The following is a 22,715-nucleotide window of genomic DNA, read 5'->3' on the forward strand; positions in this document are numbered from 1 at the left end:
GGCCTCCGGGGTTGGGGGAGTAGGGGTTGGGGGAGTAGGCGAAATTGTACCGGGCGGCGCGGCGCGATGCCAGCGCGGATGCATCGCCCTGCCCCTCGCACCTTGACGCTAGTGGCCACCCGGCTGGCGTTCCCGCTTCAGCCTCTCCTCTTCCAGCTCATCCATGCCCAGCTTTTCCTCGTCGATCAGTGCATGTTCGCGCCGTTCGCGTTCCAGTTCTTCTTCCAGGCTGTCGTCGTCCACTTCCCGCTCGTTTTTCTCCGGCATGCTGTCTATCTCCATGGTGATTGGGTGAAAAGCTCAGGCAAGCTTGCCCGCCTGCGCCACGGCATCGTGCGGATGCAGGCTTTCCATGTGCCGTACGGTAACACGCGCTTGCGCATAACGCGGCTGCAGCGCCGCCTGCACGCGGCGGGCCGCGTCTTCCACATACATGAGGTTAGCACCATTCAAGCGCGCGAACGCCTGCTCGTCGGCCCGTTTCACGGCCGTCTGCAGCGGCGTTGCCAGCGCCGCTTCCACCAGGTCGATGAGGGGAAATAGATCCAGCTCCGCCTGTTCCATCAATGGCACGGTGACCGTCGCCGTGCTGCGCTGGCTGTGCGGCGTGGCCAGGCTCCCGTGTTCCTGCATCCATGCGCGCACGGCCGCACCGTCGATGCCGCCCGCGCCGAACCTCGCCGCAAAGGCGTCGGCCAGCAGTTGCCGCGCCAGCGCCGCCGAACAGGGGCAGGTCGACGAGTAGCCGATCTCCACCGTCAGGGACAGGCCAAAGCCGTGCGGAGAAACACTGGCTTGCAGGCGCACGGGATACGATTTCCAGCCCGACAAGCCCGCCGTCAGCAGCGCTGGCTGGCGCCGCAGCACGGGAAACGCCAGCGCCAGGCGCGCCTGCGTGCTGCCGCAATCGGCGTGGCAGTCCACCATGCGCCGCAGCACGGCGGCCAGCGCGCCCGCCTCGAGCGGCTGCGCGGCCGCAAACGCATCGAGCAGCAGATACAAACGCGACATGTGGATCCCCTTGACTGTGGGATCAGGCAAATCGACGTGCACATCGGCCCAGGCATGCACTTGCTGCGCCTGCCCGCCCCTCTTCCAGCCACAAGGGCAAGGCGATGCCCTGCATGCCGACCCACTCGAGCGGCAAGGGACTGCCCAGATGAGGGCCGGCCGCCACGTCGGGCAAGGGAGAGGAAATCGAATCGCGCTGCATGGTCATGACTCCATATGCAAACAAGTTGCATATCATGAGGAAAAGCCGCCATATTTGCAAGTATCTTGTATTAAAACGTGAGCATGATTTTTCTTGACTCGCTAACACATGTCAGATAATGTTGACACATGACAGACCTAAACACGCCACCGACCGGCGAGCGCTTGCTGCTCATGCTGGCGGCGCTCGACAACCCGCACCGGCTGCGCATCATCGCGGCGCTGGCCAGCGGCGGGCGCAATTACATCAGCCAGCTGGCGCGCGACCTGGGCATCAGCCGGCCCCTGCTGCATTTGCACCTGCAAAAACTGGAACACGCGGGACTCGTCACCAGCCAGCTGGAGCTGTCGCACGACGGCAAGGCCCTCAATTACTTCGAGGCCAGCCCATTTGAATTGCGGCTGACGCCGGCCAGCATCGCCGCGGCGGCGTCCTCGCTCACCCCCAACCCGGATCAATCCTGAACTGTAGAGGTCATCATGTCTGAAAATATCTTTTTTGCCGCCTTCTTCTTCCCCTGCACGGCCGCCGTCATCATCTTCGCCCTCAAATACACGTCCGGCATCGTGCAGGCGCGCGCCAGGCTGGCGCAGGACGGCGCCTACCAGGAGCTGGCCAAATCGATGGCCGCCGCGCAGGTGGAAACGGCAGCGTCGCTGGCCGCATTGAGCGCGTCCGTGGCGCAAATCCAGGCGCGCCTGGGCAGCCTGGAAACCATCCTCAAGGAAGTCGAATAAACCCTTTCCCCTAACGTGAGCAGGAGACCGCACCATGAATACCGTATCGACCGCCCGTCTGTATGCGCTGCGCGCCATGTATCTGCTGGTCGTCGTGGGCCTCGGCAGCGTGCTGTGGCCCGGCATCGTCACCCCGCACGCGCCGTGGGAACTGATGCGCGGCACCGTGAACTGCATGCTGGCCGCGTTTTCATTGCTGTGTTTGCTGGGCTTGCGCTATCCGCTGCAGATGCTGCCCGTGCTGCTGTGGGAAGCGCTGTGGAAGACCCTGTGGCTGCTGCTCGTGGCGCTGCCGCAATGGCTGCACGGCGGCCTGGATCCCGCCACCGCGCAATACGTGTTCGAGATTTCGTTCGTCGTGCTCGTCTACCTGGCCATTCCGTGGCGCTACGTACATGCCCAGTACGTACGCAAGCCAGGTACGCCATGGCGCCAGCTCAGGCAGCCTTGCGAAACGTCAAATTGATGCGCTGCGGCCCCAGCAGCGCGTGCTCGCCTTCCTTCAGCGGCGCCACGCCGTGGAAGCGGAGGCGGTCGGCGCCGCCCCATACCACCACGTCGCCATGCAGCAGGCCGATGCGCGCCGCCTTGTCGGCCCGCTCGGGGCCGCCGAACAGGAAAATAGCGGGTAATCCCAGCGAGACGGAAACGATGGGCGCGTTGAAATCGCATTCATCGCGGTCCTGGTGCAGGGCCATGCGCGCACCGGGCGCATAGCGGTTGACGAGGCAGGCGTCGGGAGCGAAACCAGGATAGCCGGCCGCCAGCGCCGCCTCCTGCGCCAGGCGCAGGAACACGAGCGGCATGGGAGGCCAAGGCAAACCGCTGCCCGGATCGCGCCGCGCGTAGCGGTAGCCGCGTCCATCCGTGACCCAGCCCAGGGGGCCGCAGTTGCTCATGGCAACCGACATGCGCAAGCCGCCCGGCGTGGCCATGTGGCGCAGGGGCGCCGCCAGCACGATGGCGTCCAGCGCCGGCAATACTTCGTCCAGGTAAGGCAGCGCAAAACCGCGCAGCAGGACGGACGCGGACGAGCCCGGCACCAGCGGCACGGGGCCGGCCGGGACTTGCTCTTCGTCGGCGAACAGGGACAGGTTCATGCCGCCTATTTTAGCCGCGCCATGGAAAAAGCGCGCGCGGCTGCCCCATGGTGCGCTACAGTAGCGCTTCCAGCCACGACCACCCTCCTTTACGATGGATCATTACGCCGATTTGCTGCAAACCCTGGCCCAGCAGGAAGAATCCCTGCAATTCGAACGCTTCGACAACGACGCCGCGCTGGCCGTGGGCCTGTGGATCGTCGAAGAAGTGCGCAAGCGGGGCAAGGCCGTCACCGTCAATATCACGCGCAACGGTCAAGTGCTGTTCCACCACGCCATGACGGGCGCCACGGCGGACCAGGCGGACTGGATACGCCGCAAGAACAATACGGTGCAGCGCTTTTGCCGCAGCTCCTACTACATGGGCATTTCATATAAAAGCCGGGGCAGCACCTTCGAAGACGTGAAATACCTCGATGACATCGAGTACGCGGGCCACGGCGGCGCTTTCCCCCTGCTGATACGCGGCGTGGGACTGGTGGGAACGGTGACCGTTTCCGGCCTGGCGCAAGCCGACGACCACGCGTTGGTCGTGGCCGCACTGCAGGCGCAGCTGGAACGCTAGGTTTCCAGCGCCTGGCGCAAGGCGGCGCGCGCCAGCAGCCGCGTGGAGTCCAGAGTCGGCAGCGGCGAATTGGCGTCGCTGATGATCAGCGGGATTTCCGTGCAGCCGAGGATGACGGCGTCGCAGCCCTGCTCGCGCAAGCCGCCGATGATGGCTTGAAAACGCGCCACGCTGTCCTCCTTGACCACGCCCGGCACCAGTTCTTCCATGATGATGCGGTTGATCTCGCTGCGTTCGTCCTCGCCGGGCCGCACGCAAGCGATGCCGCGCGCGGCCAGCTTGCCCGGATACACGGCGCTGTCGACCAGCCAGCGCGTGCCCGTCAAGCCCACCTTCTTGAAACCGCGCGCGGCCGCTTCGGTGGCCACCACGTCGGCGATATGCAACCATGGCAACGGCGAACGGGGCGCCATCAGCTCGAATGCCTGGTGGATGGTGTTGTCGGGGCAGATCAGGAATTCGGCGCCAGCCGCGTGCAGCTTGCGCGCCGACGCCAGCATCAGCTCGGCCACGCCGGCCAGGTCGCCCCCGTTCAGGCACTCAACGTAGCGCGCCAGCGGCGGCGTGTGCAGCGTCACTTCCGGGTGCTCACACGCCCCCAGCGCATGCGCGCCCTCTTCGCAAATCGTGCGGTAGCACAGGGCCGCCCCTTCGGCGGAACAGCCGACGATGCCGATATGTTTGCTCATGCTCTTCCTCCTCATTAAATGCGCTGGCCGCCGTCGATGGGAATTTCCGCACCCGTGATGTACGAGGCGCGCTCGCTGCACAGGAACTCCACCAGATCCGCTACTTCGGCCGTCGTGCCCAGGCGGCGCAAGGGGATTTGCGTGTCGACGATGTGCGAGGTGCCTGGCGACAGGATGGCCGTGTCGATCTCGCCCGGTGCGATGGCGTTGACGCGCACGTTCAGCGGCGCCATGTCATTCGCCATTTCGCGCGTCAGCGACGCCAGCGCCGCCTTCGAACTGGCGTAGGCGGAACCGGCAAACGGGTGCACGCGGTAGCCGGCGATCGAGCACAGGTTCACGACGGAGCCATGCGCGTTCGACAATTCCTGCGCAAAGCCGCGCGTGAGCGCCAGCGGCGCGAAGAAATTCGTGTTGTACATTTCCTGCCACGTCTGCATGTCGGTGGTCAGCGAATTGACGCGCGAGCCGCCCGGCCCCTTCGGCGACACGCCCGCATTGTTCACCAGCGCGTGCAGTTTAGAGTCGCCCAGCATGGGGCGCAGGGTGTCGACCATCTGACCGATCTGGCTCAGGTCCGACAAATCCATGCACACATGCGTGTTGTGCTCCTGGCTGCGCGGACAGCCGCCGGGAATCGGGCTGCGCGAGACGGTGATGACCCGCCAGCCCAGGCTGCGGAAGCGTTCCGCGACGGCGTGGCCGATGCCGCGGCTGGCGCCCGTGACGATGGCGGTTTTCTGTTCAGTCGTGTGCTTCATGTTCTTCCTCGTCCTTTTCTTTCTGTGTTGCCCCGGCGTGCATGCGCTCCTGCCGCATCACATACGCGAGCATCTGCGTCCCGCCGTCGAGAATGTCCTGTTCGATCGCGCGCCGCGCGGCCGCGCCGTCGCGCTGGCGCAGCGCGCTGATGATGGCGTGGTGGTGGCCCACCCGCATGTCGGGCGAAAAGCTCGCGTAGCCGGCGGCGATCAAGGGCGCCGTCTGCATCCATAAATGGTCGACGAAGCGTTTCAATGTCGGCATGCCGGCCGCCTGCGCCAGGCCCAGGTGAAACGCCTGATTGCATTGCAGGGCCGCCGCCAAGTCGTGGCGCGCGATGGCTTCTTCGTTCGCCTGCAGCAGGCGCTCGAGGTCGGCCAGGGTGGCGTCGTCGATGCGCTGCGCCGCTTCAAACGCGCCCAAGCCTTCCAGTTCCAGGCGCAGCGCGCGGATTTCCAGGTAGCGCGCCACGCTCAGCACGGGCACGCGGAAGTCGCGCGGCGAGCGCAACACCAGCGCCTCTTCCTGCACCAGCTGCAGCATGGCGTCGCGCACGGGCGTCACGCTCGTGCCCAGCTGCAGCGCGAGTTCGCGGATGCGCAGCCGGTCGTTCGGCTGGAAGCGTCCGGCCGCCAGCGCATCGCGCAGCGTCGCATACACGGACTTGCCCAGATTAACGTGCACCAGACTGTCCAGGGGATGGTTCATAGTGGTTTTCTGATTCGAAAAATTATGATGCATCATACATCAATGAGTAAAACGGTGTTTTTCCATGCATGCGCCGCAGACAGGACGCAGCGCAAGCACGTACAATCAGCCGCCACCGTATCGAAAGGAGCGCACTTGAACTGGGATTATCCGCACGCCCACACCCTGCCCGTCACGCCGGAACCGGGCGACATCGACGGCTTGCAGCACACCAACAACGCCGTCTACGTGCGCTGGTGCGAGCATATCGCCTGGCACCACTCGGCCATGCTGGGGCTGGACCTCGACGATTACCGGCGCCTGGACCGGGCCATGGCGATACGCCGCGGCGAATACGATTACCTGCTGCCGACGCGGGCTGGCGAAGCGCTGACCCTGGCCACCTGGCTGTGCGCCAGCGATGGCCGCTCCAGCATGGAACGGCGCTTTCAGCTGGTCCGCGACAGCGACGGCGCCACCGTCGTGCGCGGACGCTGGGACTTGATCTGCATCGAACTGAGCAGCGGCCGCGCGCGCCGCTTGCCACCCGAGTTTTTGGCCGTGTACGAACCGGCCATCGTCGCGACCGGTGCGCAGGACACAGAGGCCTAGACCGCCGTTTGCGCGCCGTTCGGCGAAGATGCGGGGCTTTTCTTGCGCCCCCGCAGTGCAACATGCATTTCGCTCCTGCTTTGCCCTTCCATGCTTTAGAATCAGCGACCTCAGCCCCGTAAAAACAGGATAAAAGATATGACGGCAGTCGGGATTACCGAACCACAAGAGCTCAAACGCGGCCTGAAAAGCCGCCACATCCAGCTCATCGCCCTGGGCGGCGCCATCGGCACCGGCCTGTTTCTGGGCATCGCGCAAACCATCAAGATGGCAGGACCTTCCGTGCTGCTGGGCTACGGCATCGCCGGCGTCATCGCCTTTTTGATCATGCGCCAGCTGGGCGAGATGGTGGTCGACGAACCCGTCGCCGGCTCCTTCAGCTATTTCGCCGACAAATACTGCGGCCACCTGCCCGGCTTTTTGTCGGGCTGGAATTACTGGGTGCTGTATGTGCTCGTCAGCATGGCCGAACTGACGGCCGTCGGCATCTACGTGCAGTACTGGTGGCCGGGCGTGCCCACCTGGGTTTCGGCCCTGGTCTTCTTTTGCGCCATCAACGCCATTAGCCTGCTCAATGTGAAGGCGTTTGGCGAGATGGAATTCTGGTTCGCCATCATCAAGGTGGTCGCCATCATCGGCATGATCGTCTTCGGCGCGTACCTGCTGGCCTCCGGCGACGCGGGTCCGCAAGCGTCGGTGGCCAACCTGTGGCAGCATGGCGGCTTCTTCCCGAATGGCTGGCAAGGCCTGGTGATGGCCATGGCCGTCATCATGTTCTCGTTCGGCGGCCTGGAACTGGTCGGCATCACGGCGGCCGAGGCGGATGACCCGAGCACGACGATCCCGCGCGCCACCAACCAGGCCATCTACCGCATCCTGATTTTCTATATCGGCGCGCTGGGCATTTTGCTGTCGCTGTACCCGTGGCAAAACGTCGTCACTGGCGGCAGCCCGTTCGTGCTGATCTTCCATGCGCTCGACAGCAACCTGGTGGCCACGGCCCTGAACGTGGTGGTGCTGACGGCCGCCCTGTCCGTGTACAACAGCGGCGTGTACTGCAACACGCGCATGCTGTTCGGCCTGGCCAAGCAAGGCAATGCGCCGCGCGCGCTGCTGCGCCTGAACCGCCGCGGCGTGCCGCTGGCGGCGCTGGGCGTGTCGGCCCTGGCCACAGGCGCCTGCGTGGTGGTCAATTACTTCATGCCGGGCGAAGCGTTCGAAGTGCTGATGGGCCTCGTTGTTTCGGCCCTGATCATCAACTGGGCCATGATCAGCTGGATCCATTTGCGCTTCCGCGCGCAGAAGAAGGCCGAGGGCAAGACGACCCTGTTCCAGAGCCTGGGCTACCCGTTCACCAACTACCTGTGCCTGGTCTTCCTGGCCGGCATCCTGGTGATCATGTATTTGACGCCGGGCCTGCGCATCTCCGTCTACCTGATCCCCGTGTGGCTCGCCGCGCTGGGCATCGGCTACTGGATCAAGCAAAACAAGGCCAAGGCATAGGCTTGCGCTGTATTCTGCAATCAGCAAACAAAAAGCCCGTCTTCGCAGACGGGCTTTTTGCATCAAGCGCTGCCGTTTTTAAGCGGCGGCGGCCTCGCCTGCATCCGGTTGCACATCGGCTCGCCACAAGCCGATGCTCTGGCCCGCATACGATTGCAGCAGTACCTCGTCGCTCAAAGTCAGCATCGCCTGCTGGCGCTGCTCCGCCTTTTTCTCGGGAGTCATGCCCAGTTCGCCCGTCTTGTACGGACCCAGCACAGGCAGCAGGTCACGCAGCACGGAATAGTTACCTGGCGTGGTCTTGTCCGATTCCAGCTTGCCCAGGAAATACTTCATGACATGCTCGGACTGGTTGCCCTCCTGCCGCAAGCTCGCCTTGACCATCTTGCCATCCTTGTAGGCCACCTGCGCGTCGCTGCTGGCCGTATCTTCGATCTGGTGGTAGGTATAGTTCTGCGATTCCGTATTGTCCAGCAAGCGCAGCGGCACGCCGGGGACGAGCGTCTCATGGAAACTGGCGCTCAGCTTCGATTGCTGCTGCTGCCTGACCGAACGCTCATCCTGGCTGGCGCCGGCCTGCAGCGTCTTTTGCGACACGTCATAATTGAAGCCATCCTTTTCCGCACTGCGCATGGGATTGCTGAATTTCACGGCTTGAGACACGGAGGCGCTGAAATCGGCCAGCCCCGTCAGGATGGACTTGTCCTCGGCCGCCAGGCGCCACTTGCCCGTCTCGGGACTCTCTGCGACCACCTGCGGCGCGGCGGTATTGCTGTGCAAGGCCGTGAAGCTATCCTTGAGCATGGCCACCAGGCCCGCGTCGCCATGGCCGCGCGACGCCGCCTGGTCGAACTGCTGCATATAGCTGCCCAGCGCCTTGGCTTGCCGCTCCTTGCTGCCCAGGGTGTTGAGCTGACTGGCATCGACCTTCAGGTCCAGGCTGCCGGCCTCGCCGCTGAAGCTGACCTTGCGCTGCGCGCCATCGGCCTGGAAATCCAGGGTTTGAATACTTTCCGGCTCGCCGCGTACCTTGACTTCCGCATGCAGCTTCACCGACTCGAGCACTTGCTGGTCGAACTGCATCAAGCCTTCTAGCTTGATTTTCGGTGTACTTTGTCCCATGCCGTCAATGGCTTCCTGGAAACCCTTCGCCAGATCGCCCAGCGCGCTGGCCTCTGCGTCGCTGAGGTCGCCGCTGGTCGTCATGTTCACGGCCAGACCGTCGCCCTGACTGTCGAGTGACAGCTTGACTTCCACGCCGCTCTTGGTCGTGATGCTCAGGGACACCCTGTCTTCGCCATTGCCATGCAGGCTGCCGGGAGCGATGCCGGATGCGCCATAGATATTCGGCGTGGTGCTGGGTGGCGGCTGACGCATCGCCTGCGAGAAATTGTAGTTACCGAGCTTGGCCTGTCCCAGCATGGCCGCGCCCAGACCGCTGAAGCGGCCGCCAAACGCATACGCAGAAAAACTCTTCGTCATCGCTTCGCTGACCTTGTCGCGCGTCGCGCTTTCCCACACCATCGGCGGTTTCACTAACGCTGCCGGGATACTTCCGTTCACGCTCTCCGGGCTGAGAGCAACGATGGAAGACGACGTGGATGCGGGCGATGATGACGCCGACTCCGCTCGGTTAGGCGGAGTGGCCGAGGCCCGCGACGGGGCGCTATTCCAGCTTGAAAGTGGAGAAATGGAGGTCATGGCGCTGTAACCTTGCAAGTGGCGAGAAGATGCATCATAAAAGTTCGATATGGTTAGTTTTTTTGCAATTACCTGACGCCAGGCAAGCCTTGCGTCACGTTATCTGGCGTGGTGGCAAGTACTGCATGGCAATACTGCATTAACGGCAAGAAACAGCAAAGCATGAGTGTCGGGGAAATGAAACATTTTCATACAGATGGCCCAGCCTCCCCGCAACAAGTTGATTCACTGCCGGGAATGTCTCAAAATGTACCGTATGGAACACAAGATTCTGCGCGCGCCGCTGGCCAGCTTTACCGACTTGTTGCTCGACGCCGTGTGCATGGTCGACGTGGACGGGCGCTTCGTGTTCGTCAGCACCGCGTGCGAGCGCATCTTCGGTTACACGCAGCAGGAAATGATCGGCAAGCTCATGATCGATCTCGTCGCTCCCGCCGACCGCGCCCGCACCCTGGCCGCCGCGCGCGCCATCATGGATGGTCATGCGCAGACGCATTTTGAAAACCGCTACCTGCGCAAGGATGGCAGCCTGGCGCACATCATGTGGACAGCCCGCTGGTCTGCCGCCGACCAACTGCGCGTGGCGGTGGCGCGCGACATTACCCCGCTGAAACAGGCGCAGGCAAAGCAGGCCGCGCTGTACGCCATTTCCGAAGCCATGCAGGCGACACAAGACTTGCCCGCCTTGCTGCACCGCATCCAGCACATCATCGGCGAACACTTGCCCGCACACAGTCTGACCTTGCTGCTGCATGACGAACACGGCGCCCAGCCTTTGATGACCTGCCAAGCCGGCGACAGCGCGCCGCAGCCAACGTCTTCGCTGGCCAGCCTGCTGTGCGACGAAGTTCTGCGCAGCGGCCGTCCCCTGCTGCTGCAGACGGGACAACTGGCCGGCCTGCCGCCTGCGCTGCAAATGGCAGCCGATGCCCTGTCCTCGTGCTGGCTTGCCGTGCCGCTGTATTCCTCCCTGGGCAGCATCGGCGTGCTGGCCTTGCAAGGCGGCCAGGACGCCGTCATCGGCACGGAGCAAGACCAGGATTTGCTGCAATTTGTCGCCAAGCAACTTGCCACCGCCATCGAGCGCCGGCAGTTGCAGACGCAAATGCAGTTCATGGCCATGCACGACGAGTTGACCCGTCTGCCGAACCGCCGCCTGTTCCACGACCGCCTGCACACGGCCTTCGCCCGCGCGCACCGCCAGGAAGGCAGGCTGTCGCTGCTGTTCCTGGACTTGAACAACTTCAAGCGCGTCAACGACGAGCACGGCCATGCCTGTGGCGACCTGCTGCTGCAAACGGTGGCAAACCGCCTGCGCGATTGCATGCGCGAAACCGATACCCTGGCCAGGATGGGCGGCGATGAATTTGTCGTGCTTCTGGAAAGCAATGTCACACCGGTGGACGTCAACCTGATCGAGCAAAAGATCCACGCGGCCCTGGCCGCGCCGCTGCACCTGGGCAACGGACAGCAATTGCAAATCGCCGTCAGCATCGGTGTGGCCCACTATCCGGAAGACGGCGATACCATGCAACTGCTGCTGCGCCATGCGGACCGGGCCATGTACGCATCGAAGCTGCTGGCCGCCGCCTCGCGCTAGGGGGCGCCTGCTCCTGACGGTAGTGCCCCATGCTATACTTTCCCGCGATGCTGAGACTCTTCAAAACATGGCTGATCCTGCTGTTGATCACGGCGGTGCCGCTGCAAGCGGCCGCTGCGGGCGCCATGCGGACGTGCGCAGCACCAGCTGCAGCCGAAATGATGGCGGCCTGCCAGCATCACGATGCGCAGTCATCCACCGTCCCGCACAGCGCCAGTTCGCCGGAAAACAGCAAGTCCCCTGCCAAGCACCCCGCGTGCGGCGCCTGCTCCAGCTTTTGCCTCGGCGCGCTGATGCCGCCCAGCCTCGCCCTTCCCGCCGTCGTCGTCAACGGCGCGCAACAAGTCACCACCGCAACGGCCACCTTGCTGACGGGATTCATCCCTGACGGCCCGCGCCGGCCGCCGCGGCCGCTTTCCGCATAAATTTCAAGCACGTTCCAAGCAAGCCACCCAGGTGGCCACGATAGACCTACTTCGTCTGAAAGCAACACATGATCAACCATTTATTAGTGCGCGGCGCCTTCGCCGCCATGCTGGGCCTGCCCACGTTCGCCATGGCAGCCCTGCCCGTCATTGAAGTCTACAAGAGCGCCTCGTGCGGCTGCTGTTCCGCATGGATCAAGCACCTGGAAACGAACGGCTTTACGGTGCACGCGAAAAATGTCGAGATGCCGGCGCAATACCGCAAGCTGGCCGGCATTCCCGACGCGCTCGGCTCCTGCCACACGGGCCTCGTCAACGGCTACGCCATCGAAGGCCATGTGCCGGCCAGCGAGATCAAGCAGCTGCTGCGCGAGAAACCCAAGGCGAAAGGCCTGGCCGTGCCGGCAATGCCGATGGGCTCGCCAGGCATGGAAGGACCGCGCAAGGATGCGTATGACGTCTTGCTGGTCAAGAGCAATGGCAGCACCGAGGTCTACAAGCACTACAAATAAACACTGAGGAAAACACTGAAGAGAAATGAAAAACGCCGCCGGAATCGCTTCCGGCGGCGTTTTTTTATCAGGCAGCAGTAAAGAACCTACCGCCTGTCAGTACTGCATCAGATGCTGTCCAGCACGGCATTCAGGCTGGCGCTAGGACGCATGACCGCTTCCGTCTTCGCCGGATCTGGCAGGTAGTAGCCGCCGATATCCGTTTCCTTGCCTTGTACTGCTTTCAGCTCGGCAACGATCTTTTCTTCGTTGTCGGCCAGGGCTTTGGCCACTGGCGCAAAATGCGCTGCCAGTTCCGCGTCGTCCTTCTGCGCTGCCAGAGCTTGCGCCCAGTACATGGCCAGGTAGAAGTGGCTGCCGCGGTTGTCCAGTTCGCCGGTGCGTGGCGATGGCGATTTGTTGTTGTCCAGCAGCTTGCCGGTGGCTTCATCGAGGGTTTTCGCGAGGATTTTGGCCTTCGCATTGCCCGTCTTGATGCCCATGTCTTCCAGCGACACGGCCAGGGCCAGGAACTCGCCCAGCGAATCCCAGCGCAGATGGTTTTCTTCCACCAGCTGCTTGACGTGCTTAGGAGCCGAACCGCCGGCGCCCGTTTCGTACATGCCGCCACCGGCCATCAAAGGCACGATCGACAGCATCTTGGCGGACGTGCCCAGTTCCAGGATCGGGAACAAATCGGTCAGGTAATCGCGCAGGATGTTGCCGGTCACCGAGATGGTGTCCAGGCCGCGGAAGGCGCGTTCCAAGGTGTAGCGCATGGCGCGCGTCTGCGACATGATCTGGATGTCCAGGCCCTTGGTGTCGTGATCCTTCAGGTAAACCTGTACCTTCTTGATGACTTCGTTCTCGTGCGGACGGTAGGAATCGAGCCAGAACACGGCAGGCATGCCCGAGTTGCGCGCGCGCGTGACGGCCAGCTTGACCCAGTCGCGGATCGGCGCGTCCTTGACCTGGCACATGCGCCAGATATCGCCCTCCTCCACCGTTTGCGTCAGCAGCACTTCGCCCGTTTCCAGGTCGGTGATGTTGGCGATGCCGCCTTCGGGCACTTCAAACGTCTTGTCGTGCGAACCGTATTCTTCCGCTTGCTGCGCCATCAGGCCCACGTTCGGCACGGTGCCCATGGTCTTCGGATCGAAGTTGCCATGCCATTTGCAGAAGCCGATCATTTCCTGGTAGATGCGCGCGAAAGTCGATTCCGGCATGACTGCCTTGACGTCTTTCGGACGGCCATCGGCGCCCCACATCTTGCCGCCGATACGGATCATGGCTGGCATCGACGCGTCGACGATGATGTCGTTCGGCGAATGGAAGTTGGTGATGCCCTTGGCCGAATCGACCATGGCCAGTTCCGGACGGTGCGCGTGGCAGGCGTGCAGGTCCTTGAGGATTTCATCCTTTTGCGACGCTGGCAGGGTGTCGATCTTGTCGTACAGGTTGCTCATGCCATTGTTGACATTCACGCCCAGTTTGTCGAACAGCTCGGCGTGCTTGGCGAACGCGTCCTTGTAGAAGATGCGCACGCAGTGGCCGAAAACGATCGGGTGCGACACCTTCATCATGGTGGCCTTGACGTGCAGCGAGAACATCACGCCCGTCTTGAACGCGTCGTCGATTTCCTTCTCGTAGAACTCCAGCAGCGCTTTCTTGCTCATGAACATGCTGTCGATGATTTCGCCCGCTTGCAGGGAAACCTTCGGTTTCAGCACGATGGTCTTGCCCGAGGCCGTGACCAGTTCCATCTTGACGTCGCGCGCCTTTTCCAGGGTCAGCGATTTTTCGCCATGGTAGAAGTCGCCATGGTGCATGTGCGACACGTGGGTTTGCGACGACTGGCTCCACTCGCCCATCGAGTGCGGGTGCTTGCGCGCATACTCTTTGACGGCCTTCGGAGCGCGGCGGTCGGAATTGCCTTCACGCAGGACCGGGTTGACGGAGCTGCCGATGCACTTGCCGTAGCGGGCCTTCAAGGCTTTTTCTTCTTCCGTCTTCGCGTCTTCCGGATAGTCCGGCAGCTTGTAGCCACGGCCTTGCAGTTCGCGCACGCAAGCGATCAGCTGACCTTGGGAAGCGCTGATGTTTGGCAGTTTGATGATGTTGGTGTCCGGATTCTGGGTCAATTTGCCCAGTTCAGCCAGGGTGTTCGGGACTTTTTGCGCGTCCGTCAGGAATTCTGGAAATTCAGCCAGTACACGTGCCGCCACCGAAATATCGCTGGACACCACGTCCACGCCAGCCGGCGCAGTGAATTTTTTGATAATTGGCAGCAGGGAATACGTCGCGAGCAGCGGCGCCTCGTCAGTCAGCGTGTAGATGATTTTGGATTTTTGTGTTGCCATGTTCATTCCCTTGTATGCGGTGATGCCTGGTGGTTAACTTTCTTCATTCCAAACACAGGACGGTTAGCCTTGCTTTGGACGGCTAGTGTGCCGGCGGTGACGCCGTGCTTGCCCACCACGTATTTTAGACTGTCCTGCCGCTGTTTGTGTATCCGATGGCGTCGAATCTTATATAAGACAGCAAATATCTGAGGCAGACGGGGAAATATGACGGTTTCAGACGGGAAATCGGTGCAAGCGGGCCGACAAGCCATGTATGCACCAATGGAAACAAATATGTAAATAGAAATATATTCGAGCAAATCCTGTCCCGCTCACTCGTTTTTGACGATCCCTCGCACGTTCGTCAACGCCAGGCAGACATTCAGGACGATCAGGGCCCAGGCCCCGTCATGCCAGCCCCAGCAGACCCACAGCACATTGCTGAACAGGAAAACCCAGAAGCCGGCAAAGCGCCGCGCGGCCGCGCGCGACCCCACCAGCCAGGCTGCCAGCAGCGAAGCGGCCATGGCGGGCCATTGCAACAGTTCGATGAAGTCGGACATGGCGCCTCCCATTTGCGAGGAGCGTAGCAACATTTCCACGATATCAGCGCACGCTTGGCAGACGGCAACTACATTGATATTTATCAAATTGACATCCCGATGCCTGGGCTAATGTCGGTGCCATCTTTGATTTGAAACAGAAACTCTGCTGCCAAGACTCAACCATTCCAGACACAACGCCAGTTTTCGCCAGGCTCTTCATTCCCCAGCTGATAACGCTCGCCAAGTGCCGTAACACGCAGCGTCCCTGTCCCTTGCGTACACGTGCAGGGGCAACTTTTGCTGGCGATTTTGCAGCCTTTTGATTAATGAACGTTAAAAAGGAATTTCGTATGAGCACGTATTCTGACATTTGCATCGTTGGCGCCGGCATAGGCGGCTTGACTTGCGCCAACCGCCTGATCGGCGCCGCCGCCGACAGGAAACTGCGCATCCGGGTATTCGACCTGAATGCCACCGTGGGCGGCCGCATCCAGTCGCGGAAGATAGATGGCGAGGAAATCGCCGAACTGGGCGCCGCCCGCTATTCGCCGCAGTTGCATCCGCATTTCCAGCAACTGATGCAGGGCAGCGGTCTGCCGCATGCGGTCTACCCGTTCACCGAGGTCATCTCCCACGATAGCGTGCTGGACGAGCTGAAGGCGACGCTGGATGAGCTGAGCCCGAGGCTGACAGAGCATCCTAACCTCTCCTTCCTCGATTTCGTCAGCCATTACCTGGGCGCCGCCAAGGCCAGCAACATCATCAAGGCGACCGGCTATGACGCCTTGCTGCTGCCGATGGTGTCGGCGGCCATGGCCTACGACATCATCAAGAAACACCCGGAAACGCAGCACTTCACGGAAAACGCCACCAACCAGTGGCACTATGCCACCGATGGCTACCACGCGCTGCTGTGCCAGTTGCAGCACCAGGCCCAGGTCGCCGGCGTGGAATTCCAGCTCGAACATCGCTTGCTGTCCGTTGAAAAATCGGGCGCCGACCATGTGCTCGCCTTCAGCCACCATGGCGACACGCAGATGCACCGCACACGTCATCTGGTGATGGCCATCCCGCCGTCCGCCATGCCGCGCCTGAACCTGGATTTCCCGGCCGCATGGAGCCCGTTCCAGTACGACTCGTTGCCTCTGTTCAAGGGTTTCTTCACGTTCGACACGGCCTGGTGGGATGCGCTTGGGCTGACCGACAAGGTGCTGATGGCGGCAAATCCCCTGCGCAAGATCTACTTCAAGAGCGACAAATATGTGCTGTTCTACACCGACAGCAAAAGCGCCAGCTACTGGCGCGACAGCCTGGAACTCGGTGAAGACGTGTACCTGGAGCGTGTCCGCAGCCACCTGGAAGAAGTCCTGCCGCTCGATGGCCAGCCGCTGCCGCGGATCAAGGCGCACTTCCACAAGTTCTGGCCGCATGGCGTCGAGTTTTGCGTGGAACCGGAAGCCGAACACCCGGCCGTCCTGCTGCACCGGGACGGCATCATTTCCTGCTCGGATGCCTATACCGCGCATTGCGGCTGGATGGAAGGCAGCCTGATCAGCGCCCAGCACGCCAGCGGCCTGTTGCTGCAACGGCTAGATCAACTGGACGAGGTCGCTGCCGCCAATGATACCTTCATCACTTCCTCGACCGAGCGCGCATGAGCCTACTTGACTTCCCCCGCCTGCATTTTCGGGGATTTGCCCGCGCCAATGTGCCGACGGGGAATCGCAATACGCACGGCAACATCGATATCGCCACGAATGCGGTATCGATGGCGGGCGAGGCCGTCGACCTGAGCCGGCCACCGTCCGAATTCCATGCGCACCTGAAACAGCTTGCCCCCCGCTTCAATGCAGAGGGCAAGCCCGATCCGGACGGCATCTTCAGCCAGGCGGCAGGCTACAATTTTTGCGGCAACAACCATTTCTCGTGGGAAAACGCGCGGATCACGGGCGTCCAACTTGGCACTGGCGAGGTCGATACGCAGGATGCGCTCGTGGGCGCCAAGCTGGCTCTGTGGGGACACTACAACGAGTACCTCCGCACGACGTTCAACCGCGCCAGGTGGATCGACAACAATCCATCGCAGCCGGACACCACGCTGATCTACGCCGGTCAGTTCACCTTGAGCGACAAGCTGGCCACGCCCAACACGCCCACCTTGTTCACAGCCGATATCGCGCAGGCGCACTCGGTACGCTGGCTCGGCAGCGGCCATGTCACGGAACGCAGCGGGCATTTCCTGGACGAGGAATTCGCCCGCTCCAGGCTGTTCCAGTTTTCGGTGGCCAAGCAAGATCCGCATTTCCTGTTCAATGGGGATCTGCCGCTGCCGGCCAGCATGCAGGCCTTGCGGCAAGCCCTGGACGACGACGCGGTGCTGGGCCTGACGGTGCAATATGCGCTGTTCAATATGTCGACGCCGCTAAAACCCGATTCACCCGTGTTCTACGACCTGGCCGGCAGCATCGGCCTGTGGCGGCGCGACGAGCTGGCAACCTATCCGGCCGGCCGCCTGCTGCAGCCGCGCCAGGGCAGCCTGGGGCCGGTGCTGGTGAAAATGCATGCGGACCGCGTCACTTTCAACATGCCGACGGCCATTCCCTTCACCACGCGCGCCCCGCGCGCCGTCTCGGAACAGCATCCCACGCATGCCCTGGGCGACAAGCAGGCGCTCGGCGACCTGCTGCTGCAGGACGGCGCCGGCACCTTGCTGGCGCGGATACCCGAGCAGCTGTACCGCGACTACTGGCGCCATCACGGCGTCTTCGACGTGCCGCTGCAGCACGCTGGCGCGGCCACGGGTTCGCTCAACCTGGGCAGCGCGCAGGCGCAGTGGGACGAAGCGGACTGGGTACTGCAATCGGACGGCAACCAGCTGTATCTGGAAGCGCCGAACCGCAACAAGCATGAGCAATTTCCGCAGACGATCACCGTGCAAAGCCGCTTCCGCGGCGAGCTGGCGGCGCCTGCGTCCCTGCCGGCGCAGGCCGAGGACGGGGCGCTGCTGGCCGTGGAGCAGCAGCCATCGCCGCTCGGACATGGCTACACGGCGCTGACCCTGACGGGGCGCCAGCCGGGCGCGACCAGGATCGTGCTGGGGGCAGGCAAGGATAAGCAATACCTCGGCGTGCGCGTGCTGCCCGACGACTGGGACCTCGACGACGTACCGGCCGAACAGGTCGACTACGCCTTCCTCTACCTGCATGTGATGAGCTACTACGAGCTCGTGTATCCATTCATGTCGGACAAGGTCTTCAGCCTGGCGGACCAGTGCAAGTGCGAAACCTATTCTCGCCTGATGTGGCAGATGTGCGATCCGCAGAACCGCGACAAGAGCTACTACATGCCCAGCACCCGCGAACTGTCGCTGCCAAAGTCGCGCCTGTTCCTGAAATACCTGACGCAGGTCGAGGCAAAGGCCAAGGCGGCGGTGCCGGAAACGGGGGTACTGCCTGTCATCGGCAGCAAGGCCGAGCTGATCGAGGAACTGAAAAAGGCCATCGACCTGGAACTGTCGCTGATGCTGCAGTACCTGTATGCCGCGTATTCGATTCCCAACTATGCGCAGGGGGCGGCGCTGGTGCAGGCTGGCCGCTGGCTGCCGGCCGAGCTGGAGCTGGCCTGCGGCGCCGAAGACCGGCGCCGCAACAGCGGCACGCGCGGCGCGCTGCTGGAGATCGCCCATGAAGAAATGATTCACTATTTATTGGTCAACAATGTCCTGATGGCGCTTGACGAACCGTTTTATAGCGGTACCCCGCTGCTGGGCCAGTTGGCGCGCAAGCGTTTCGGCCTGGACACGGAATTTGCGTTCGAGCCATTTTCCGAACACGTGCTGGCCCGTTTCGTGCGTTTCGAATGGCCCGACTACATTCCCACGCCGGGCAAATCCATCGCCACCTTCTATATCGCGATCCGCCAGGCCGTTGCCGACTTGCCCGGCCTGTTCGAGAGCGGCGGCGGCAAGCGCGGCGGCGAACACCATTTGTTCCTGAAAGAACTGACCAACCGTGCCTATCCCGGCTACCAGCTGGAAGTGTCCGACCGCGACAGCGCGCTGTTCGCCATCGACTTCGTCACCGAACAGGGGGAAGGCGTGGCCGTCGATTCGCCGCATTTCGCCTCGTCGCACTTCCAGCGCCTGCGCGCCGTGGCCGGCAAGTTTTCAGCCTGCGGCAAACCGTTCGAGCCGGCGCTGCCGGCGCTGAAGAATCCCGTGCTGGAAGCGCGTGCGGACTGCACCGTGGTGACCGACCGGAAGGCGCGCGCGCTGATGCAGCTGTATCAAGGCTGCTACGAACTGACCTTCCTGATGATGGCGCACCATTTCGCGCAGCGGCCGCTGGGCAGCCTGCGCCGCTCGCGCCTGATGAATGCCTCGATCGACATCATGACCGGCCTGTTGCGCCCCCTGTCGGCCGCCCTGATGAACATGCCGTCCGGCATGCCCGGCCGCCATGCAGGACCGCCCGTGCCAGAGCCCGTCACCAGCTTGATCAGCAGCGACTACAGCCTGGGCTGCAACATGCTGGCGCAGAAATGCCAGGCGCTGGCGCAGTACGCGCGCGGCCTTGAGAGCGATGTCATCGGCATGGCGCCGATAGAGATGTTGGAGTTTTTTAATCAGCAACTTACCGATTTATCTCGGGGAAAGATGTCAAGAGAGGCTTGAAATGCATAAAATCATTATCGTCGGCGGAGGCCTGGCAGGTAGCCTCAGCGCCATTTATCTGGCGCAACGGGGACACGATGTCCACGTTATCGAAAAACGCGGCGATCCGCTGCTGGAGAATGCTGCAAACGCCGACCCGGTCAACTCGCGCGCCATCGGCGTGAGCATGACGGTACGCGGCATCAAGGCCGTCCTGGCAGCGGGCATCGGCAAGCAGGAGCTCGACCAGTGCGGCGAACCCATCGTCGGCATGGCATTTTGCGTGGGCGGCCGGCACCGCATACGCGAGCTGACCCCGCTCGAAGGCCTGTTTCCCCTGTCGCTGGACCGCACCGCCTTCCAGCGCCTGCTGAACCGGCATGCCGCCCTGCACGAAGTGAAGTATTACTTTGAGCATAAATGCCTGGATGTCGACCTGGAAAGAAAGATCGTGCTGATCCAGGGCCCGGACGGCGCCTTGCAGCAGCTGCATGGCGACCTGGTCATCGGCGCCGACGGCGCCCACTCGGCCGTGCGGCGCGCCATGCAAAGCGGCGTGCGCCGTTTCGAGTTCAAACAGAGTTACTTCCGCCACGGCTACAAGACGCTGGTCTTGCCGAACGCGGCGGATCTGGGTTTCCGGAAGGATTTGCTGTATTTCTTTGGCATGGATTCCAAGGGCCTGTTTGCCGGCCGCGCGGCCACCATTCCTGACGGCAGCATCAGCTTCGCCCTGTGCCTGCCCTACACGGGCACGCCCAGCCTGGGCACGCTCAACCGCGAAGCCATGGCCGACTTCTTCAGCCGCTACTTCGGCAACCTGCAGCCGGACCGCCGCAAGGAAATGCTCGACCAGTTCATGGCGCTGCCTAGCAACGACCTCATCAATGTCCGTTCCAGCACCTTCCACTACAAGGCCAATATCCTGCTGATCGGCGATGCGGCGCATGCCACCGCCCCATTCCTCGGACAAGGCATGAACATGGCGCTGGAAGACGTCCACGTCTTCGTTTCCCTGCTGGAAAAGCACGGCAATGCCCTGGGCCCTGCCCTGTCCGAGTTCACGCAACAGCGCAAGGTGCAGGCGGACGCCATGCAGGACATGGCGATCGCCAACTATGAAGCGCTGAGCAATCCGAATATGATTTTCTTCCTGCAGACGCGCTACACGCGCTACATGCACAAGAAATTCCCCCGTGTTTATCCGCCAGACATGGCGGAGAAACTGTACTTCACATCGGTTCCTTACGATGAATTGCAGCAAATCCAGAAGAAACAAAACGTTTGGTACAAACTTGGAAGGGTAAATTAATGAACATTCTCGTTATCGGCGCAGGCCCCGCAGGACTGCTCTTCGCCAGTCAGATGAAACAAGCCCAGCCCGGCTGGAATATCAGCATCACGGAAAAAAACACCCCGGAAGAAGTGCTGGGCTGGGGCGTGGTGCTGCCGGGACGCCCGCCGCGCCATCCGGCCAATCCGCTCTCTTACCTGGAGCAGCCGGAACGGCTCAATCCGCAGTTCCTGGAAGAATTCAAGCTCGTGCACCACGACCAGCCCAACCTGATGAGCACCGGCGTGACCCTTTGCGGCGTGGGACGCCAGGCCCTGGTGCAAGCGCTGCGCGCCAAGTGCGTGGCGGCCGGCATCGCGATCAGTTACGAAACGCCGCCGGCGCCCCGGGCGCAGCTGGAAGCGGAGTACGACCTGGTGGTGGTAGCGAATGGCGTCAATTACAAATCGCTGGAGTTGCCGCCAGCGCTGGTGCCGCACATCGATTTCGGCCGCAACAAATACATCTGGTACGGCACCACCCAGCTGTTCGACCAGATGAACCTGGTGTTCCGCAGCAATGAGCAAGGCATTTTCATCGGCCATGCCTACAAATACTCGGACACGATGAGCACCTTTATCGTCGAATGCAGCGAAGAAACGTACGCCAGGGCCGGGCTGGAAGCGCTGTCCGAGCGCGACGCCGCCGCATATATCGCCAAGACGTTCAAAGCCGAGCTCGGCGAACATGGGCTGCAGAGCCAACCGGGCCAGGGCTGGCGCAACTTCATGACCCTCAGCCGCGACCGGGCCTGCGACGGCAAGTTCGTCCTGCTCGGCGATGCGCTGCAATCGGGGCATTTTTCCATCGGCCATGGCACCACCATGGCGGTGGTGGCGGCCCTGCTGCTGGTCAAAATCCTCAATACCGAAGCTGGCGCGGCCGCCGCCCTGGACAGCTTCAATGCCCGCGCCGTGCCTCTGATGCAATTGTTCAAGGACCACGCCAACGCCAGCCGCCTGTGGTTTGAAACCGTAGGCGAGCGTATCGACCTGAGCAATGCAGAGCTGACCGACAGCTTCGACGCCCGCCGCAAGGACTTGCCATCGCTGCAGGAAGCGCTGATGGCCAGCCTAGGCTACGCGCTGGGCCGCTAGGGAGATACCATGCCGACACACGTCTCCCCGCCGCTGCTGCCGATGCAATGGAGCAGCGCCTATGTTTCCTACTGGACGCCGATGCAGGAGGACGACCAGATCACGTCCGGCTATTGCTGGTTCGACTATGCGCGCAACATCTGCCGCATCGATGGCCTGTTCAACCCCTGGCCGGAAAAGGAACATGGACACCTGCTGTGGATGTCGGAAATCGGCGACGCCCGGCGTGAACAAAGCCGCAAGCAGAAAGTGGCTTATGCACGGCAGGCGCAGGCAACTGGCGCGCAGCTGCAGGGAACGGCGCTGGCCGACGAGGTGACGCCGTTTCAGGCGCTGTTCCTGCCGCAGGCGGTGCTGCTGGACGGCGGCGCCCGTCACGACGGCCGCCACAGCGTGCTGGGCCGGGAGGCGGATGCCTGGGTAGTCGAGCCAGCGGGCAAGCCGCCATCGGTGTTTTACCTGGAGGCCGATGGCAATCGCCTGCTGCGCATGGTTACCGGCAATGACCCGCAGCACCGTTCGGTACGCGACTTTCCCAACCTGTCTGTCGGCGACATTCCGGACAGCGTCTTTACGTCTTGCAACACCTGACCAGCACGTGGCGCGCTCCGGCCGCATGAGGCGGGAGCGCGCCACGCCTAGCTAGTGTTTTTATTAGTACT

General features: G+C 62.5%; 23 protein-coding genes and 1 pseudogene. 15 read left to right on the forward strand and 9 right to left on the reverse strand.

The annotated features are described in order from the left end of the window. Positions 1-108 precede the first annotated feature (108 nt). Together ASN89_RS29090 and folE2 are read right to left on the reverse strand one after the other, a co-directional pair. A complete protein-coding gene (locus ASN89_RS29090) occupies positions 109-267 on the reverse strand; it encodes a hypothetical protein (RefSeq protein ID WP_161911797.1) in 159 nt (52 codons plus the stop codon). Between the two features lie 33 nt (positions 268-300). Next, positions 301-1,219 (reverse strand): annotated as a pseudogene (folE2, locus tag ASN89_RS23660) (GTP cyclohydrolase FolE2). A gap of 122 nt (positions 1,220-1,341) precedes the next feature. Here folE2 and ASN89_RS23665 point away from each other — a divergent pair. From ASN89_RS23665 to ASN89_RS23675, 3 genes are read left to right on the forward strand one after another with little or no spacing between them, the layout of a single operon-like run. Further along, the gene (locus tag ASN89_RS23665; RefSeq protein WP_058050983.1) at positions 1,342-1,677 is read left to right on the forward strand and encodes an ArsR/SmtB family transcription factor; all 336 of its coding nucleotides are present in this window, start codon (positions 1,342-1,344) and stop codon (positions 1,675-1,677) included. 15 nt (positions 1,678-1,692) lie between these two features. Continuing rightward, positions 1,693-1,950, forward strand: coding sequence for a hypothetical protein (locus tag ASN89_RS23670; RefSeq protein ID WP_046682902.1), 258 nt, complete (start codon positions 1,693-1,695; stop codon positions 1,948-1,950). A 34-nt stretch (positions 1,951-1,984) separates the two neighbouring features. Then, positions 1,985-2,416 carry a hypothetical protein gene (locus tag ASN89_RS23675; RefSeq protein ID WP_058050984.1) on the forward strand — a complete coding sequence of 144 codons (432 nt, stop codon included), beginning with the start codon at positions 1,985-1,987 and terminating at the stop codon, positions 2,414-2,416. On the opposite strand, the gene alkB is transcribed toward ASN89_RS23675, so the two are convergent. Then, complete coding sequence (gene alkB, locus ASN89_RS23680) at positions 2,388-3,050, reverse strand: DNA oxidative demethylase AlkB (protein ID WP_058050985.1); 663 nt, start codon at positions 3,048-3,050, stop codon at positions 2,388-2,390. The genes ASN89_RS23675 and alkB overlap by 29 nt on opposite strands. A 94-nt stretch (positions 3,051-3,144) precedes the next feature. Between alkB and ASN89_RS23685 the strand changes: the two genes are divergently transcribed. Further along, positions 3,145-3,615 carry a heme-degrading domain-containing protein gene (locus ASN89_RS23685; RefSeq protein WP_046682905.1) on the forward strand — a complete coding sequence of 157 codons (471 nt, stop codon included), beginning with the start codon at positions 3,145-3,147 and terminating at the stop codon, positions 3,613-3,615. Here the strand turns inward: ASN89_RS23685 and ASN89_RS23690 are convergent. From ASN89_RS23690 to ASN89_RS23700, 3 genes are read right to left on the reverse strand one after another with little or no spacing between them, the layout of a single operon-like run. Next, a complete protein-coding gene (locus ASN89_RS23690) occupies positions 3,612-4,304 on the reverse strand; it encodes an aspartate/glutamate racemase family protein (protein WP_058050986.1) in 693 nt (230 codons plus the stop codon). The genes ASN89_RS23685 and ASN89_RS23690 overlap by 4 nt on opposite strands. A gap of 14 nt (positions 4,305-4,318) precedes the next feature. After that, positions 4,319-5,065, reverse strand: a complete 747-nt coding sequence (locus tag ASN89_RS23695; RefSeq protein ID WP_058050987.1) for an SDR family NAD(P)-dependent oxidoreductase — start codon at positions 5,063-5,065, stop codon at positions 4,319-4,321. Beyond that, positions 5,049-5,774, reverse strand: a complete 726-nt coding sequence (locus ASN89_RS23700) for a GntR family transcriptional regulator (RefSeq protein WP_058050997.1) — start codon at positions 5,772-5,774, stop codon at positions 5,049-5,051. Before ASN89_RS23700 ends, ASN89_RS23695 begins: the two co-directional genes overlap by 17 nt. Positions 5,775-5,909: 135 nt before the next feature. On the opposite strand from ASN89_RS23700, the gene ASN89_RS23705 reads away from it, so the two are divergent. Next, positions 5,910-6,365 (forward strand): acyl-CoA thioesterase, encoded by a 456-nt coding sequence (locus tag ASN89_RS23705; RefSeq protein ID WP_058050988.1) that lies wholly within the window; start codon positions 5,910-5,912, stop codon positions 6,363-6,365. 138 nt (positions 6,366-6,503) lie between these two features. Continuing rightward, on the forward strand, positions 6,504-7,868 hold the full coding sequence (locus ASN89_RS23710) for an amino acid permease (protein ID WP_058050989.1): 1,365 nt from the start codon (positions 6,504-6,506) through the stop codon (positions 7,866-7,868). Positions 7,869-7,946: 78 nt separating this feature from the next. On the opposite strand, the gene ASN89_RS23715 is transcribed toward ASN89_RS23710, so the two are convergent. After that, positions 7,947-9,431 (reverse strand): hypothetical protein, encoded by a 1,485-nt coding sequence (locus tag ASN89_RS23715; RefSeq protein ID WP_138829111.1) that lies wholly within the window; start codon positions 9,429-9,431, stop codon positions 7,947-7,949. Positions 9,432-9,453: 22 nt separating this feature from the next. Between ASN89_RS23715 and ASN89_RS29725 the strand changes: the two genes are divergently transcribed. The 4 genes from ASN89_RS29725 to ASN89_RS23730 all read left to right on the forward strand — a co-directional run bounded on the left by ASN89_RS29725 (position 9,454) and on the right by ASN89_RS23730 (position 12,106). Next, complete coding sequence (locus tag ASN89_RS29725) at positions 9,454-9,579, forward strand: hypothetical protein (RefSeq protein ID WP_260687175.1); 126 nt, start codon at positions 9,454-9,456, stop codon at positions 9,577-9,579. A 246-nt stretch (positions 9,580-9,825) separates the two neighbouring features. Continuing rightward, the gene (locus ASN89_RS23720) at positions 9,826-11,169 is read left to right on the forward strand and encodes a diguanylate cyclase domain-containing protein (RefSeq protein ID WP_058050991.1); all 1,344 of its coding nucleotides are present in this window, start codon (positions 9,826-9,828) and stop codon (positions 11,167-11,169) included. A 47-nt stretch (positions 11,170-11,216) separates the two neighbouring features. Then, positions 11,217-11,594, forward strand: coding sequence for a hypothetical protein (locus ASN89_RS23725; RefSeq protein WP_058050992.1), 378 nt, complete (start codon positions 11,217-11,219; stop codon positions 11,592-11,594). A 68-nt stretch (positions 11,595-11,662) separates the two neighbouring features. After that, complete coding sequence (locus ASN89_RS23730) at positions 11,663-12,106, forward strand: DUF411 domain-containing protein (RefSeq protein ID WP_058050993.1); 444 nt, start codon at positions 11,663-11,665, stop codon at positions 12,104-12,106. A 107-nt stretch (positions 12,107-12,213) separates the two neighbouring features. Here ASN89_RS23730 and ASN89_RS23735 read toward each other — a convergent pair whose 3' ends face one another. Both ASN89_RS23735 and ASN89_RS23740 read right to left on the reverse strand, forming a co-directional pair. Beyond that, positions 12,214-14,445, reverse strand: a complete 2,232-nt coding sequence (locus ASN89_RS23735) for an NADP-dependent isocitrate dehydrogenase (RefSeq protein ID WP_034756379.1) — start codon at positions 14,443-14,445, stop codon at positions 12,214-12,216. A 314-nt stretch (positions 14,446-14,759) separates the two neighbouring features. After that, positions 14,760-14,990 (reverse strand): hypothetical protein, encoded by a 231-nt coding sequence (locus tag ASN89_RS23740; RefSeq protein ID WP_046682912.1) that lies wholly within the window; start codon positions 14,988-14,990, stop codon positions 14,760-14,762. Between the two features lie 332 nt (positions 14,991-15,322). On the opposite strand from ASN89_RS23740, the gene ASN89_RS23745 reads away from it, so the two are divergent. The 5 genes from ASN89_RS23745 to vioE are packed head-to-tail and all read left to right on the forward strand — an operon-like array spanning position 15,323 to position 22,644. After that, a complete protein-coding gene (locus tag ASN89_RS23745; protein ID WP_058050994.1) occupies positions 15,323-16,630 on the forward strand; it encodes an FAD-dependent oxidoreductase in 1,308 nt (435 codons plus the stop codon). Beyond that, a complete protein-coding gene (vioB, locus tag ASN89_RS23750; RefSeq protein WP_058050995.1) occupies positions 16,627-19,644 on the forward strand; it encodes an iminophenyl-pyruvate dimer synthase VioB in 3,018 nt (1,005 codons plus the stop codon). The genes ASN89_RS23745 and vioB overlap by 4 nt, the downstream gene beginning before the upstream one ends. Position 19,645: 1 nt before the next feature. Next, entirely contained in the window at positions 19,646-20,935 is a 1,290-nt protein-coding gene (locus ASN89_RS23755) for an FAD-dependent oxidoreductase (protein ID WP_058050996.1), read from the forward strand. After that, positions 20,935-22,053, forward strand: a complete 1,119-nt coding sequence (locus tag ASN89_RS23760) for a hypothetical protein (RefSeq protein ID WP_046682916.1) — start codon at positions 20,935-20,937, stop codon at positions 22,051-22,053. Before ASN89_RS23755 ends, ASN89_RS23760 begins: the two co-directional genes overlap by 1 nt. Positions 22,054-22,062: 9 nt before the next feature. Then, the gene (vioE, locus tag ASN89_RS23765) at positions 22,063-22,644 is read left to right on the forward strand and encodes a violacein biosynthesis enzyme VioE (protein WP_034755615.1); all 582 of its coding nucleotides are present in this window, start codon (positions 22,063-22,065) and stop codon (positions 22,642-22,644) included. The last annotated feature ends 71 nt before the right edge of the window (positions 22,645-22,715 follow it).

It is taken from the genome of Janthinobacterium sp. Ant5-2-1 (assembly GCF_001445815.1).
GTDB classification, from domain to species: Bacteria; Pseudomonadota; Gammaproteobacteria; order Burkholderiales; family Burkholderiaceae_D; genus Janthinobacterium; species Janthinobacterium lividum_E.

Bases quoted from the DNA above. Each gene is read 5' to 3' on its own strand.
- ASN89_RS29090 (WP_161911797.1), bottom strand. From the start codon at position 267: ATGCCGGAGAAAAACGAGCGGGAAGTGGACGACGACAGCCTGGAAGAA.
- ASN89_RS23665 (WP_058050983.1), top strand. From the start codon at position 1,342: ATGACAGACCTAAACACGCCACCGACCGGCGAGCGCTTGCTGCTCATG.
- ASN89_RS23670 (WP_046682902.1), top strand. From the start codon at position 1,693: ATGTCTGAAAATATCTTTTTTGCCGCCTTCTTCTTCCCCTGCACGGCC.
- ASN89_RS23675 (WP_058050984.1), top strand. From the start codon at position 1,985: ATGAATACCGTATCGACCGCCCGTCTGTATGCGCTGCGCGCCATGTAT.
- alkB (WP_058050985.1), bottom strand. From the start codon at position 3,050: ATGAACCTGTCCCTGTTCGCCGACGAAGAGCAAGTCCCGGCCGGCCCC.
- ASN89_RS23685 (WP_046682905.1), top strand. From the start codon at position 3,145: ATGGATCATTACGCCGATTTGCTGCAAACCCTGGCCCAGCAGGAAGAA.
- ASN89_RS23690 (WP_058050986.1), bottom strand. From the start codon at position 4,304: ATGAGCAAACATATCGGCATCGTCGGCTGTTCCGCCGAAGGGGCGGCC.
- ASN89_RS23695 (WP_058050987.1), bottom strand. From the start codon at position 5,065: ATGAAGCACACGACTGAACAGAAAACCGCCATCGTCACGGGCGCCAGC.
- ASN89_RS23700 (WP_058050997.1), bottom strand. From the start codon at position 5,774: ATGAACCATCCCCTGGACAGTCTGGTGCACGTTAATCTGGGCAAGTCC.
- ASN89_RS23710 (WP_058050989.1), top strand. From the start codon at position 6,504: ATGACGGCAGTCGGGATTACCGAACCACAAGAGCTCAAACGCGGCCTG.
- ASN89_RS29725 (WP_260687175.1), top strand. From the start codon at position 9,454: ATGGAAGACGACGTGGATGCGGGCGATGATGACGCCGACTCCGCTCGG.
- ASN89_RS23720 (WP_058050991.1), top strand. From the start codon at position 9,826: ATGGAACACAAGATTCTGCGCGCGCCGCTGGCCAGCTTTACCGACTTG.
- ASN89_RS23725 (WP_058050992.1), top strand. From the start codon at position 11,217: ATGCTGAGACTCTTCAAAACATGGCTGATCCTGCTGTTGATCACGGCG.
- ASN89_RS23730 (WP_058050993.1), top strand. From the start codon at position 11,663: ATGATCAACCATTTATTAGTGCGCGGCGCCTTCGCCGCCATGCTGGGC.
- ASN89_RS23735 (WP_034756379.1), bottom strand. From the start codon at position 14,445: ATGGCAACACAAAAATCCAAAATCATCTACACGCTGACTGACGAGGCG.
- ASN89_RS23740 (WP_046682912.1), bottom strand. From the start codon at position 14,990: ATGTCCGACTTCATCGAACTGTTGCAATGGCCCGCCATGGCCGCTTCG.
- ASN89_RS23745 (WP_058050994.1), top strand. From the start codon at position 15,323: ATGAGCACGTATTCTGACATTTGCATCGTTGGCGCCGGCATAGGCGGC.
- vioB (WP_058050995.1), top strand. From the start codon at position 16,627: ATGAGCCTACTTGACTTCCCCCGCCTGCATTTTCGGGGATTTGCCCGC.
- ASN89_RS23755 (WP_058050996.1), top strand. From the start codon at position 19,646: ATGCATAAAATCATTATCGTCGGCGGAGGCCTGGCAGGTAGCCTCAGC.
- ASN89_RS23760 (WP_046682916.1), top strand. From the start codon at position 20,935: ATGAACATTCTCGTTATCGGCGCAGGCCCCGCAGGACTGCTCTTCGCC.
- vioE (WP_034755615.1), top strand. From the start codon at position 22,063: ATGCCGACACACGTCTCCCCGCCGCTGCTGCCGATGCAATGGAGCAGC.